Source organism: Streptomyces sp. NPDC050674 (genome assembly GCF_040654575.1).
In the GTDB taxonomy this organism is placed as follows: domain Bacteria; phylum Actinomycetota; class Actinomycetes; order Streptomycetales; family Streptomycetaceae; genus Streptomyces.
Map to the genome: position 1 here is coordinate 330,412 of NZ_JBFAIG010000005.1, position 12,411 is coordinate 342,822.

The 12,411-nt window shown below is 68.3% G+C and carries 20 protein-coding genes and 1 pseudogene; 3 read left to right on the plus strand and 18 right to left on the minus strand.

Annotated elements, in window-relative coordinates:
• Positions 1–2: 2 nt before the first annotated feature.
• From rplN to AB0I06_RS11935, 16 genes and pseudogenes are all read right to left on the minus strand, one after another.
• Positions 3–371, minus strand: coding sequence for a 50S ribosomal protein L14 (rplN, locus tag AB0I06_RS11860; RefSeq protein ID WP_003992364.1), 369 nt, complete (start codon positions 369–371; stop codon positions 3–5).
• Positions 372–474: 103 nt separating this feature from the next.
• Positions 475–762, minus strand: coding sequence for a 30S ribosomal protein S17 (rpsQ, locus tag AB0I06_RS11865; RefSeq protein WP_030839660.1), 288 nt, complete (start codon positions 760–762; stop codon positions 475–477).
• The gene (gene rpmC, locus AB0I06_RS11870) at positions 759–983 is read right to left on the minus strand and encodes a 50S ribosomal protein L29 (protein WP_010036720.1); all 225 of its coding nucleotides are present in this window, start codon (positions 981–983) and stop codon (positions 759–761) included. The genes rpsQ and rpmC overlap by 4 nt, the downstream gene beginning before the upstream one ends.
• Positions 983–1,402: a 50S ribosomal protein L16 gene (gene rplP / locus AB0I06_RS11875; protein WP_003992362.1), complete on the minus strand. Its 420-nt coding sequence runs from the start codon at positions 1,400–1,402 to the stop codon at positions 983–985. The genes rpmC and rplP overlap by 1 nt, the downstream gene beginning before the upstream one ends.
• A gap of 5 nt (positions 1,403–1,407) precedes the next feature.
• Entirely contained in the window at positions 1,408–2,235 is an 828-nt protein-coding gene (gene rpsC, locus AB0I06_RS11880; RefSeq protein WP_030839666.1) for a 30S ribosomal protein S3, read from the minus strand.
• Positions 2,235–2,582, minus strand: coding sequence for a 50S ribosomal protein L22 (rplV, locus tag AB0I06_RS11885; protein WP_010036727.1), 348 nt, complete (start codon positions 2,580–2,582; stop codon positions 2,235–2,237). Before rplV ends, rpsC begins: the two co-directional genes overlap by 1 nt.
• Before the next feature lie 42 nt (positions 2,583–2,624).
• Complete coding sequence (gene rpsS / locus AB0I06_RS11890) at positions 2,625–2,906, minus strand: 30S ribosomal protein S19 (RefSeq protein ID WP_003992359.1); 282 nt, start codon at positions 2,904–2,906, stop codon at positions 2,625–2,627.
• A 12-nt stretch (positions 2,907–2,918) separates the two neighbouring features.
• Positions 2,919–3,755, minus strand: coding sequence for a 50S ribosomal protein L2 (rplB, locus tag AB0I06_RS11895; RefSeq protein ID WP_145867745.1), 837 nt, complete (start codon positions 3,753–3,755; stop codon positions 2,919–2,921).
• Between the two features lie 40 nt (positions 3,756–3,795).
• A complete protein-coding gene (gene rplW, locus AB0I06_RS11900; RefSeq protein ID WP_283973837.1) occupies positions 3,796–4,215 on the minus strand; it encodes a 50S ribosomal protein L23 in 420 nt (139 codons plus the stop codon).
• Positions 4,215–4,871, minus strand: coding sequence for a 50S ribosomal protein L4 (rplD, locus tag AB0I06_RS11905; RefSeq protein ID WP_363118609.1), 657 nt, complete (start codon positions 4,869–4,871; stop codon positions 4,215–4,217). The genes rplW and rplD overlap by 1 nt, the downstream gene beginning before the upstream one ends.
• A gap of 7 nt (positions 4,872–4,878) precedes the next feature.
• Positions 4,879–5,523 carry a 50S ribosomal protein L3 gene (gene rplC, locus AB0I06_RS11910; protein WP_102909540.1) on the minus strand — a complete coding sequence of 215 codons (645 nt, stop codon included), beginning with the start codon at positions 5,521–5,523 and terminating at the stop codon, positions 4,879–4,881.
• Positions 5,524–5,540: 17 nt separating this feature from the next.
• Positions 5,541–5,849: a 30S ribosomal protein S10 gene (gene rpsJ / locus AB0I06_RS11915; RefSeq protein WP_003948644.1), complete on the minus strand. Its 309-nt coding sequence runs from the start codon at positions 5,847–5,849 to the stop codon at positions 5,541–5,543.
• Between the two features lie 454 nt (positions 5,850–6,303).
• Entirely contained in the window at positions 6,304–6,801 is a 498-nt protein-coding gene (locus AB0I06_RS11920; RefSeq protein WP_363118610.1) for a hypothetical protein, read from the minus strand.
• A 267-nt stretch (positions 6,802–7,068) separates the two neighbouring features.
• Positions 7,069–7,305, minus strand: coding sequence for a hypothetical protein (locus AB0I06_RS11925; protein ID WP_363118611.1), 237 nt, complete (start codon positions 7,303–7,305; stop codon positions 7,069–7,071).
• Between the two features lie 53 nt (positions 7,306–7,358).
• Positions 7,359–7,466: pseudogene (locus AB0I06_RS11930) on the minus strand (RHS repeat domain-containing protein); the annotation flags it as partial.
• Positions 7,467–7,488: 22 nt separating this feature from the next.
• Positions 7,489–8,040 carry a hypothetical protein gene (locus AB0I06_RS11935; protein WP_363118612.1) on the minus strand — a complete coding sequence of 184 codons (552 nt, stop codon included), beginning with the start codon at positions 8,038–8,040 and terminating at the stop codon, positions 7,489–7,491.
• A 143-nt stretch (positions 8,041–8,183) separates the two neighbouring features.
• Between AB0I06_RS11935 and AB0I06_RS11940 the strand changes: the two genes are divergently transcribed.
• Positions 8,184–9,572 carry a S41 family peptidase gene (locus AB0I06_RS11940; protein WP_363118613.1) on the plus strand — a complete coding sequence of 463 codons (1,389 nt, stop codon included), beginning with the start codon at positions 8,184–8,186 and terminating at the stop codon, positions 9,570–9,572.
• Here AB0I06_RS11940 and AB0I06_RS11945 read toward each other — a convergent pair.
• Together AB0I06_RS11945 and AB0I06_RS11950 are read right to left on the minus strand one after the other, a co-directional pair.
• Positions 9,569–9,769, minus strand: a complete 201-nt coding sequence (locus AB0I06_RS11945; RefSeq protein WP_363118614.1) for a DUF397 domain-containing protein — start codon at positions 9,767–9,769, stop codon at positions 9,569–9,571. The genes AB0I06_RS11940 and AB0I06_RS11945 overlap by 4 nt on opposite strands.
• Positions 9,766–10,644 carry a helix-turn-helix transcriptional regulator gene (locus AB0I06_RS11950; protein WP_363118615.1) on the minus strand — a complete coding sequence of 293 codons (879 nt, stop codon included), beginning with the start codon at positions 10,642–10,644 and terminating at the stop codon, positions 9,766–9,768. The genes AB0I06_RS11945 and AB0I06_RS11950 overlap by 4 nt, the downstream gene beginning before the upstream one ends.
• 155 nt (positions 10,645–10,799) lie before the next feature.
• On the opposite strand from AB0I06_RS11950, the gene AB0I06_RS11955 reads away from it, so the two are divergent.
• Together AB0I06_RS11955 and AB0I06_RS11960 are read left to right on the plus strand one after the other, a co-directional pair.
• Entirely contained in the window at positions 10,800–11,252 is a 453-nt protein-coding gene (locus AB0I06_RS11955) for an ATP-binding protein (RefSeq protein ID WP_363118616.1), read from the plus strand.
• A 212-nt stretch (positions 11,253–11,464) separates the two neighbouring features.
• Entirely contained in the window at positions 11,465–12,340 is an 876-nt protein-coding gene (locus AB0I06_RS11960; RefSeq protein WP_363118617.1) for a helix-turn-helix domain-containing protein, read from the plus strand.
• Positions 12,341–12,411 lie beyond the last annotated feature (71 nt).

Below are 12,411 nucleotides of genomic sequence, written 5' to 3' on the forward strand. Positions count from 1 at the left end.
GCTCACAGCACCTCCGGCGCGAGGGAGATGATCTTCATGAACTTCTTCTCGCGCAGCTCCCGGCCGACCGGGCCGAAGATACGGGTGCCACGAGGGTCGCCGTCGTTCTTGAGAATGACGGCGGCGTTCTCGTCGAAGCGGATGTACGAGCCGTCCGGACGGCGGCGCTCCTTGACGGTGCGAACGATGACCGCCTTGATGACGTCACCCTTCTTCACGTTGCCACCGGGGATCGCGTCCTTGACGGTGGCGACGATGACGTCACCGATACCCGCGTAGCGGCGACCGGAGCCGCCGAGCACACGGATGCAAAGGATCTCCTTCGCACCAGTGTTGTCGGCGACACGCAGTCGCGACTCCTGCTGGATCACGTCTATCTCCTGATTGTCTGCCGGTTCCCGGGGCGGGCTGCGAAACGTGCACACCCGCCCCGAGCCTGGCGGAACGATGCCTAGGGGGTCCCCCTAGGAGGGATTACTTGGCCTTCTCGAGGATCTCGACGACGCGCCAGCGCTTGGTCGCGGACAGCGGCCGGGTCTCCATGAGGAGGACACGGTCGCCGACACCCGCGGCGTTCTGCTCGTCGTGGGCCTTGAGCTTGCTCGTACGGCGGATGACCTTGCCGTACAGCGCGTGCTTGACGCGGTCCTCGACGGCGACGACGACGGTCTTGTCCATCTTGTCGCTGACGACCAGGCCCTCGCGGGTCTTGCGGAAACCGCGGTCCGTCTTGGTCTCTTCAGTCACGTTGCTCTCGCTCATGCGCTCTCCACCGTCTCGATGCCCAGCTCGCGCTCACGCATCAGGGTGTAGATCCGCGCGATGTCCTTGCGGACGGCCTTGAGCCGACCGTGGTTCTCGAGCTGACCCGTCGCCGCCTGGAAGCGGAGGTTGAACAGCTCTTCCTTGGCTTCGCGGAGCTTGTTGAGGAGCTCCTCGTTGCCCAGCTCGCGCAGCTCCGACGCCTTGGTACCGGCCGACATCACGCTTCACCTGCCTCGCGCTTGACGATCTTGCACTTCATCGGCAGCTTGTGAGCCGCACGGGTCAGGGCCTCGCGCGCGATCTTCTCGTTGGGGTACGACAGCTCGAACATCACACGTCCGGGCTTGACGTTGGCGATCCACCACTCAGGAGAACCCTTACCGGAACCCATGCGGGTCTCGGCGGGCTTCTTGGTGAGGGGGCGGTCCGGGTAGATGTTGATCCAGACCTTGCCGCCACGCTTGATGTGGCGGGTCATCGCGATACGAGCCGCCTCGATCTGGCGGTTCGTCACGTAGGCCGGGGTCAGCGCCTGGATGCCGTACTCGCCGAACGCAACCTGCGTGCCACCCTTGGACATGCCGTTGCGCTTGGGGTGGTGCTGCTTGCGGTGCTTGACCCTACGGGGGATCAGCATGACGGTCAGGCCTCCGTTCCGGTGCTCTCAGCCGGAGCGGCGGCGGGAGCCTCGGCCTTGGGGGCCTCGGCGCCGGCAGCCTGCTGCGGCTTGCGACCGCGCCCGCCACGCTCGCCACCACGGCCACCACGGGCCGGGCGGTCGGCGCCGCCACGGGCCGGGCGGTTACCCGCACGGGCCGCAGCGTTCTCGGCGCGGACCTCGGCGATGTTCTTGACGTCGCCCTTGTAGATCCAGACCTTCACGCCGATGCGGCCGAAGGTCGTCTTGGCCTCGAAGAAGCCGTAGTCCACGTTCGCGCGGAGCGTGTGCAGGGGCACACGGCCCTCGCGGTAGAACTCCGAGCGGGACATCTCGGCGCCGCCGAGGCGGCCACCGCACTGGATCTTGATGCCCTTGGCGCCGGCCTTCATCGCCGACTGCATGCTCTTGCGCATGGCACGGCGGAAGGAGACGCGGGAGGAGAGCTGCTCGGCGACGGCCTGGGCAACCAGCTGAGCGTCGGTCTCGGGGTTCTTGACCTCGAGGATGTTCAGCTGGACCTGCTTGCCGGTGAGCTTCTCGAGGTCACCGCGGATGCGGTCGGCCTCGGCGCCGCGGCGGCCGATGACGATGCCCGGACGAGCGGTGTGGATGTCCACACGCACGCGGTCACGGGTGCGCTCGATCTCGACCTTGGAGATGCCGGCGCGCTCCATGCCGGACGTCATCATCCGACGGATGGCGACATCTTCCTTGACGTAGTCCTTGTACAGCTTGTCGGCGTACCAACGCGACTTGAAGTCGGTCGTGACACCGAGCCGGAACCCGTGCGGGTTTACCTTCTGGCCCATTACCGGGTTCCTTCCTTGCTGCTGACGACCACGGTGATGTGGCTGGTCCGCTTGCGGATCCGGTAGGCACGGCCCTGGGCCCGCGGACGGAACCGCTTCAGGGTCGGGCCCTCGTCGACGTACGCCTCGGAGATGTAGAGGCTGTCGACATCGGTGTGGTCGTAGTTGTGCGCGGCGTTGGCGATGGCGCTGTCAAGCACCTTGCCGACCGGCACGCTCGCGGCCTGCGGGGCGAAACGCAGGACCGCCTGAGCCTCCGTGGCGTTGAGGCCACGGATGAGGTCCACCACGCGGCGGGCCTTCATGGGCGTGACGCGGATGTACCGCGCCTGGGCCCTGGCTTCCATGGTTGTCCTTCCAGTGTCTGTCATGGTCATTCCACCCCGCGCTTAGCGGCGCTTCGACTTCCGGTCGTCCTTGACGTGTCCCCGGAAGGTGCGGGTCGGCGAGAACTCGCCGAGCTTGTGGCCGACCATCGACTCGGTGACGAACACCGGAATGTGGGTCTTGCCGTTGTGCACCGCGAGCGTGTGGCCGAGCATGGCCGGCACGATCATCGAGCGACGGGACCAGGTCTTGATGACGTTCTTGGTGCCGGCTTCGTTCTGGGCGTCCACCTTCTTGATCAGGTGGTCGTCGACGAAGGGCCCCTTCTTCAAGCTACGAGGCATCTCAACCCGTCCTTAGCGCTTCTTGTTCGTCTTGCGGCGGCGGACGATGTACTTGTTCGACGCCTTCTTGGGCGAACGAGTACGGCCTTCCTTCTTGCCCCACGGGGACACCGGGTGACGACCACCCGAGGTACGGCCCTCGCCACCACCGTGCGGGTGGTCCACCGGGTTCATGACCACACCACGCACGGTCGGGCGAACGCCCAGCCAGCGCTTACGGCCCGCCTTACCCCAGTTGATGTTGCTCTGTTCGGCGTTGCCCACCTCGCCGACGGTGGCGCGGCAGCGCACGTCGACCAGGCGGATCTCACCGGACGGCATGCGCAGGTGGGCCATGGAGCCCTCCTTCGCGAGCAGCTGCACGGAGGCGCCGGCGGAGCGGGCGAACTTCGCGCCGCCGCCCGGACGCAGCTCGATGGCGTGCAGCGTGGTACCGACCGGGATGTTGCGCAGGGCAAGGTTGTTGCCCGGCTTGATGTCGGCCCCGGGACCGTTCTCGACGCGGTCACCCTGCTGCAGGTTGCGCGGGGCGAGGATGTAGCGCTTCTCGCCGTCGGCGTAGTGCAGCAGCGCGATGCGCGCGGTGCGGTTGGGGTCGTACTCGATGTGCGCGACCTTCGCCGGCACGCCGTCCTTGTCGTGACGACGGAAGTCGATCACGCGGTAGGCGCGCTTGTGGCCACCACCCTGGTGGCGGACGGTCACACGACCGGAGTTGTTACGGCCACCCTTGCTGTGCAGGGGGCGGACCAACGACTTCTCCGGCGTGGACCGCGTGACCTCGACGAAGTCGGCGACGCTCGAGCCACGACGGCCCGGCGTAGTCGGCTTGTACTTGCGGATTCCCATTTCTCAGTCCTCGTCCGATATCGGACGATCCGGACCGCCCTCAGGCGGTCGGACCGCCGAAGATGTCGATACGGTCGCCCTCAGCGAGGGTCACGATCGCGCGCTTGGTGGACGCACGCTGGCCGAAGCCCGTGCGGGTCCGCTTGCGCTTGCCCTGGCGGTTGATCGTGTTGACCCCGGTGACCTTGACCGAGAAGACCGACTGCACGGCCTGCTTGATCTGGGTCTTGTTGGCGTTCGGGGCGACGATGAACGTGTACTTGCCCTCGTCGAGGAGCGCGTAGCTCTTCTCGGAGACGACCGGCTTGAGCAGCACGTCACGGGGGTCCGTGAAGGACTTGCTCAGCGGGGTCTCGACGGTGTTCTTGCCCTCGGCGGCGTGGCGGCGCGCCTTGGCGACGCGCGCGGCCTTGGCCTTCTTCGCCGCCTTGGAGGCGATTGCGGGGTGACGGATGGCCATCAGACCTCGCTCCCTTCGGTGTCATTGGCCTTCGGGCCGGACACGAAGGACTCGAAGGCGGCCTGGGTGAAGACCACGTCGTCCGAGACGAGAACGTCGTACGTGTTCAGCTGGCCCGGCTCCAGGATGTGGACCTGGGGCAGGTTGCGGGCGGACAGCCACGCGGCCTCGTCGGCGCGGTCGACGACCAGGAGCAGGTTCTTGCGCTCCGAGATCTTGCCGAACAGCGTCCGAGCGGCCTTCGTCGACGGGTTCTCACCCTCGACGACGCCGGAGACGACGTGGATGCGGTTGTGGCGGGCCCGGTCGGTGAGGGCGTGACGCAGCGCGGCAGCCTTCATCTTCTTGGGCGTCCGCTGCGAGTAGTCACGCGGCACGGGACCGTGCACGACGCCACCACCGGCGAACTGCGGCGCGCGGGTCGAACCCTGACGGGCGCGACCGGTGCCCTTCTGGCGGTACGGCTTCTTGCCGCCACCACGGACTTCACCGCGACGCTTGGTCTTGTGCGTGCCCTGGCGGGCAGCGGCGTTCTGCGCGACGACGACCTGGTGGATCAGCGGAATGCTGATCTTCTCCACGCCGAAGATCTCCGCGGGGAGCTCGACGCTACCGGTCTTCTCGCCTGCAGGCGAAAGGATGTCAACAGTGCTCATCGGTACCTCAGGCCCCCTTGGCCGCGGTGCGGACCAGGACGAGGCCGCCGTTCGGACCGGGAACCGCGCCCTTGATGAGCAGCAGACCCTTCTCCGCGTCAACGGCGTGGACGGTCAGGTTCTGGGTGGTGACTCGCTCGTTGCCCATGCGACCCGCCATGCGGAGGCCCTTGAACACACGGCCCGGGGTGGCGCAGCCACCGATGGAACCGGGGGAGCGGTGCTTGCGCTGGGTGCCGTGTCCGGCGCCGAGGCCCTTGAAGTTGTGACGCTTCATGACACCGGCGAAGCCCTTGCCCTTGCTCTTGCCGGTCACGTCGACCTTGATGCCGGCCTCGAACACCTCAGCGGTGATCTCCTGGCCGAGGGTGTACTCGCTGGCGTCAGCGGTACGGATCTCGACGAGGTGGCGGCGGGGAGTGACGTCGGCCTTGGCGAAGTGGCCCTTGAGGGGCTTGTTCACCTTGCGCGGGTCGATCTCGCCGAACGCGATCTGGACGGACTCGTAGCCGTCGGTGTCGTTCGTACGGACCTGGGTGACGACGTTGGGGCCGGCCTTGACGACGGTGACCGGAACAACACGGTTGTTCGCGTCCCACACCTGCGTCATGCCGAGCTTCTCGCCCAGGATGCCCTTGATCTGCTTAGCCATCGTTCAGATCACCGGCCTCAGAGCTTGATCTCGATGTCGACACCGGCCGGGAGGTCGAGTCGCATCAGAGAGTCAACGGTCTTGGGGGTCGGGTCGAGGATGTCGATCAGGCGCTTGTGCGTGCGCATCTCGAAGTGCTCGCGCGAGTCCTTGTACTTGTGCGGCGACTTGATGACGCAGTACACGTTCTTCTCAGTGGGCAGCGGCACCGGGCCTGCGACCGACGCACCAGTGCGCGTCACCGTCTCGACGATCTTCTTCGCCGAAGAGTCGATGACCTCGTGGTCGTAGGCCTTGAGCCGGATGCGGATCTTCTGTCCCGCCATGGCTACTCAGTAGTCCTGTCTCTCTTACGCTCTGGAACCCGGCGGATTCCTTCTGCTGCCTTCGCTTCTCCGACCCACGCGGTCGGGCGTGTCGCGCTCCCGCTGACACAGATGTCCCTTGTTCGAACATCCCTGCTGGGAATGCACACGGCCCTTCCGGAACCGCAGGCCGGGGGCGAAGGCCCACCGGGCGCCTGGCCGGTGCCGCGCAGCACTTCCCGGAAGATTCCCGTACGTCCGCCCCAGCGCTGCCGTGAGGCAGTTAGGGCGACGAGTACTGTGGGACTCGCTTCCGGTCCCCCCGGCGGGAGGCGCGCAGCATCAACACTCGACCGAGCAACTCGGACAGTCTGCCATATGGGGCAGGGCCGACGCCAATCGAGCCGAGGAGAATACCCCCGGGGTGACGAAGGTCAAACACAAGCCCTGATGGGCCACCGTCGGCCTCGCCTCTCTACCCGGTGGATGTATGCCTGCCGAATGATGCAACGAAGTCGTTCACGACACTCCTGGAGAACGGATCGACGTCCGGGTCCTCGGGGGTGACGAGGCTGACGGCGTAGTACTCGGACAGCAGGAGTCCCACTCCTTCGACGGCCGCCTCACCCTCCGGAGAGGAGCCGTGGACCCCCGAGACGTTCGTCGCGTGCAGCGGCTGCGCATGATGGCGGTAGAAGACGGCGTACGGCCCTTGCCGCGCGGCGTCGAGGGCGTAGCCGTGCTCCTCCCAGAAGTCCTCCATCTCCTGACCGGAGGAGAAGGTGACGATGCCCGAGAAGCCGTCGTCCTCCGGTTCAGGCAGACGCCAGTTCTCCGCGACGCCTGGCGCAAGCGGCTTCCCGTAGATGAAGAGCCCTGGCCACCGTTGCTGCCCGAGACGGACAAAACGGCGCATGCCTTCGGGGAACGACGTGTCCACGACGAAGTCGGACGAGTGGCCGGTGAGATCCATGGGAATTCCTCGTGGTGGTGGGGGGGGAATCGGCGGCAGGCGCGTCGCCTCAGGCCTTCCAACCGGAGGTCGGGCCGTGATACCTGATCGCGTCACGGGGGATGGCCACGTCGTTGTTGGAGAACCAGATGTGTTCCCGGCCACCCCTGAGGCGCCCCGAGAAGTCCGGCCCGAGCCACGCCGTTCGACAGGCTGGTGAGCGGCGTCGTATCGCCACTCGCTGAGCGCCCGCGGGGGGTGCGCCGCTGTACGCGGCGGCCCATGAGGTCAATCGAGCCCGGCGTCTTGGTTGACCGCCCGGACGAGCCCTCCGCCTTGGTCGTACTCGAAGGTGGTGACACGGCCTTCCGAGTCCAGCTGCTCGATCACCCGGTCTAGGAGGTCGTGGCGATACCGCACGCTCTGTCCCACGCCGTTCGTGCGCTCGGCGATCCGGTTGGCGGCGTCGTAGCGGTAAGTGACGGTCCGGCCGTTGAAGTCTGTCTCCCGGACGTCGGGATACACACGCCGCGCCGGACGCCCTCGATCGTCCAGCCCACCACGGTCACCGCTCCGTCGGGCTCGACGACCTCCCGGACACGGCCGAACGCGTCGTACGCGAATCGGGTAGCGGCACCCAACGGCGAGATCACTGTCGTCGGGAGGCCCGCGGCATCGCTGCGCACCCGGATTTCGTGGCCGAGGGCATCAGTGATCCGGGAGCTCGTGGCCCATCAGGCCCACACCGAAAGCAACCGACTCCCGCGTCCCGTACACGGCGTTGATCCTGGCGACCGCCTCCGCGCGGCAGATACCGACGCGCTCCACCAAGACGTCCACCATCTCCCGGAAGTACACGAGCATCTCGTCGTCGAGGGGCATGACGAACTCCGTGCCTGTCGTGCCGGCCGTGGGGCACGCCCCGAATTCCACGAGCCGTCGCAGGCGCCTGATCTCTGCCACGAGCTGTGGTACCGCCTGTCTGGCCATGGCGATGAACGCGGCGTTCTGGTCCCAGAGTCCGTCGGCGCAGTCGACGTAGCGAGGTTGCTGGACGAGGGTGGCCGCGATCAGTTCCCCGTGGTCGAAGTCGGGCCATCGCTCGCCCCGGCCCGTGTTCTGCACCGTGCTGACCGCCACCAGGCTCATGGCGTGGTCGTCGTCGAGGTTCCTGACGAACCAGGGCCCCGGGGTGGCGGCCTCGCATACTTCCTCGATGGCGTCCAGGTCCAGCTCGTCGCCGGCGGGGTCCGAAGTCATGCCCCCCAGTGTCACCGCCCCCGGGATGGACTCGATTGCGGGGGCCATCCCCACCCCCGTCCACCGGCTCACCGGATGGCCCGCCCCCGCTCCCCCGGGCACCGTAGGGGCACGCCACCGACCACACCACCGGGGGATTCACCATGCGCACCGCCACCGCGACCGCCACCGCCTTGGTCCTGACCCTCGTCTCAGCAGCCGCAGTGCCCGCCACGGCCGCCTCCACCCCCGGCAGGCCAGGCACCGACGGCCTCTGGCGCATGGACGGCTACGGCACCGTCCTCTCCCTCGACGGCGACACCCTCCAGGAGTTCCAGACCACGTCCGTCAGCTGCATCGAGGGCGACACGGCCCGCCGGACCGCCCCCGGCACCTACGCGACCGGAGACGGCACCACACTGACCGTCCGGCCCGGCCCCGGCGGGAACCGCGCCACTCTCGGTTACGACACCTCGGTCGGGCACCGCTCGCTATGGCGGATCCAGAAACTGCCGGCCGACTGCATCCGGCCGTCTCCCAAGGATCCCCGTGCCGCCTTCGACGTCTTCTGGCACGCCTTCGCCGAGAACTACCCCTTCTTCGCGGCGAAGCGTGTGGACTGGCAGGACATGCGCCACCGGTACCGGCCGAAGGTCCACACGGACACCAGCCGTGAGGAGCTCTTCCAGATCTTCAGCGACATGGTCCGGCCGCTGTACGACGCCCATGTCGCCGTCCGGGACGGGGACCGGGTCTTCGCCCAGGTGCGTCCCGGCACCGAGATGCCCAGCCCTCAACTCGACGCCAGGGTCAAGAAGTTCATCACCGAGCGCGACCTCGAGGGCGCCCCGTACCGCCAGGACTTCGCCAACGGCCGGATCACCTACGCCGACCTCCCCGGCGGCGCGGACCAGGGCTACCTCCGCATCTCCGGCTTCGCCGGCTACACCGCCGAGGACGCCCCCTACCCCGCCCACCTCGCCGAGCTGGACAAGGCCCTGGACGCCGTCCTCACCACGGACCGCACCCGGCGCCTCAAGGGCCTGATCATCGACCTGCGCATCAACGGCGGCGGCTCCGACGCCCTCGGCATCCACCTCGCCGAGCGCCTCACCGACAGGCCCTACGTCGCCTACGCCAAGCGCGCCCGCAACCACCCCACCGACCCGGACCGGCACACCCGCCCCGAGCCCATCCGGGTCGTACCGGCCGATGGGCCCCGCTACACCGGGCCCATCGCCGTACTGACCTCGGGCACGACCGTCAGCGCGGGTGAGACCTTCACCCAGGCCCTGATCGACCGGCCGGGCGGCACGGTTCGTATCGGGCAGCCGACCCAGGGTGTGTTCTCCGACGTCATGCAGCGCACCCTGCCCAACGGCATGACGGCGATCCTCCCGAACGAGGAGTTCCTCAACCGGTCGGGCCGCACCTACGACGGCACCGGCATCCCGCCCCACCTGACCGAGCCGGTGTTCACCAAGGAGGAGTTCGCCAAGAAGCGGGACTCGGCGTTCGACCGCGCGGTGAGCGTGCTCAGGAACGACGGCTAGACAGAGGCCAGAAACTCCGACCAGGCCTCCGGGGTGAGCGCGAGCCGGGGGCCTTCGGTGTGCTTGGAGTCGCGGACGTGGATGGTGTGGGGGGCTATGGCGATCTCGACGCAGGAGTTGCCATCAGGGCCGTCGCTGTAACTGCTCTTGACCCAGACCAGTTCAGAGACGTCCTCGGCAGAGGCCTTGCGGATCATGTTTCCCCCAGCACTTGCTCGATGAAGGCCAGCGACTCCCCCGGCGTAAGAGCCTGCGCCCGGATGGTGCCATACCGCAGCTCAAGGATCCGCAGGTGCCTCGGATCGGATGTTGGCCGACCGCTGAACGCGCCGTCGGAGCGACCGACCGCAGCGCCGTCGGCAAACTTCAGCACCTCGATCCTGCCGTCCAGCCCAGGATGGGCTCCCGAGCTCATCCGCATCACCTGCAGCGTGACGTTACGCAAGCGGGCCACCCCCAGCAGGTGTTCGAGCTGCTGACGCCACACCATTGTGCCTCCAACCCGTCGGCGCAGCGTCGCCTCTTCCAGGACGAAGCTGAGCGCCGGAGCAGGAGAGCGCTCGAAGATCGCCTTCCTGGCCATGCGCGCTGCGACCAGGTGCTCCACCTCTTCCTCCGAGTACGGCGGCTGCCACGCCTCGAACAACGCTCGGGCATGCTCCGGCGTCTGCAACAGCCCATGGATACTCAGCCCGACGTACACCCCCAGCTCAACTGCTTTGGCCTCCAGCTGTGCGAGCGCCCGCACGCTCTTGGGATACCGAACCCTCTTCACGTCCTCCCAGGCCGCCGCGATCAGCCCACCCGCCCCCAGCACCTCATCGGCCCTGACCAGATAGTCCTGCCGTGGGATCCGCTTCCCGCCCTCGATCTTGTAGACCATGTCCTCGCCGTACCCGACCGCCGCTCCGAACTCGGCGGCCCGCATCCCCACCGCCTCACGCCGCAGCTTCAGCTGCCGCCCGACGGTCGCGATGACCGCGACACCCCACTCGTCGTCGGGATCGACCTCCCAACCCGGCTCGTCCGCCTCGCCCTTGAGCCGCCCCGAGTCCGCCTCGACCGCCGTCATCCCGCACCCTTCCGCCGTCGTACGACCGTGCCCGGCGCCCTACCCGTACGCCCGGCTCCGACAGCCCGGACAACGCCGGACAAGCTCCGGACAGTCACCGTACGCACCCGCTGAGTCACTGTTCACGGTAAGCGCGGACGGCCACGCTGAGTGACGTGAAGCAGAACTCCCCCGAACTCCGCCTCCCCGTCCGAAACTTCAGCCTCCAGCTGTCCCCCACCCCGCGCGGCGCCCGCCTGGCCCGTCTCCTCGCCACCGAACAACTGCGCTCCTGGGGAGTGCCGTTGGACCCAGCAAGGCAGGTCGTCGCGGAGCTCTCGAACAACGCGACGACACACGGCCGCACCCCCGGCCGCGACTTCCGCCTGCTCCTCTACGTCGCCGCCGGGACCCTCCGCATCGAGGTGACGGACACCCGCGCCGACCGCCTGCCGACAGCCCGCCCCGGCCTGGGGCTCCTCTTGGTCGACGCACTCGCAGATCGCTGGGGCGTCACCCTGGGGCTGCCGCCCCGCAAGACCGTCTGGGCCGAGTTCGACCTCGTACCGAAACCCGAAAGTGCGTGCTCCGGCGGCACAGGCGCCCTCCTCCAAGGACCACAAGGGTGAAAGGACCTGACCAAACCCCACCCCTCCTCCCAGCCGCAGGGCCGCCTCACCCTCGCGGGTGAACATCGCCAACTCAGGTGGATTCGGGGGCCCTCGCCTGCCCTACGCTCAGCGCAACACGTCACGACACAACCGCAGACATGCGACGGCCCCCGCCGGGACGGCAATCCCAGTGCGAGGGCCTGACCACCGAGGAAGAAGAGACCTTCCTGATGGATACGCAGAACCCTAACGTGCCCTCGCACGCCCACACCCGGGTTGCCGGAAAGAAGCACCCGAACCGGCGGCACCCCCACTCAGGCCTGGTGCACGACAACGCCCGCCACACCACCCGCTTCACAGTGATCGGCAACCACCTGGCCCAGCACCCGGAGCTGTCACTGCTCGCGATCGGGCTCGCGGTGCACATCCAGTCGCTCCCGGCGGGCTCCCGCATCGACATCAAGTCCCTGGCCGCCCGCTTCCCGGAGGGCACGACCCGTATCGCCGCCGGCCTGCGCGAGCTGGAAGCCCACGGCTACCTGCGCCGCACGCGCGAACGCGTCCCGGACGGCCGGATCGTCACCCGCACGACCTCCTGCAACCAGCCGGGTCACAGCGGTACGGGCACCCCGCGCCCGACCCCGAGGAAGCGGACGAAACAGCCTGGCGGCACATCCCTCCCCGCGGTACCGCGCCCGGCATACGCGGCCCCCACCCTCCTCCAGCAGGCCACGGACCTCCTCAGCCGGCTCCGCCGCGACGACCCCCGCCTCCTCCTGTCCGGGTGCGACACGGCCCACCTGGCCCGGGGCGTCGCCGCCTGGCTGGAACGAGACGTCACCCCGGCCGCCGTACGCCACGCCCTGACGACGGACCTCCCACCGGAGCCCCTCCGCCGCCCGGCCGCCCTCCTCGCCCACCGCCTCGCTGCCCAGCTGCCACCCCCACCGCCCTTCGGGGCACAGCAGGCGCCCCCGCCGCCCACCCGGCACCCCCTCCAGACCTGCGACGGCTGCGACCGCGCGTTCCGCGCCCCGGCGCCCGGCCACTGCCGCGACTGCCGATCCAGCCGATCCAGCCGAACCGAACTCCCGGAAGCCGCATGAGGCGAGCAAGGGCCGCACATGTCGTCTCGCTCCCCCGCCGACCGAGCGGGTTAGCCTGGCCGGGGCACCCC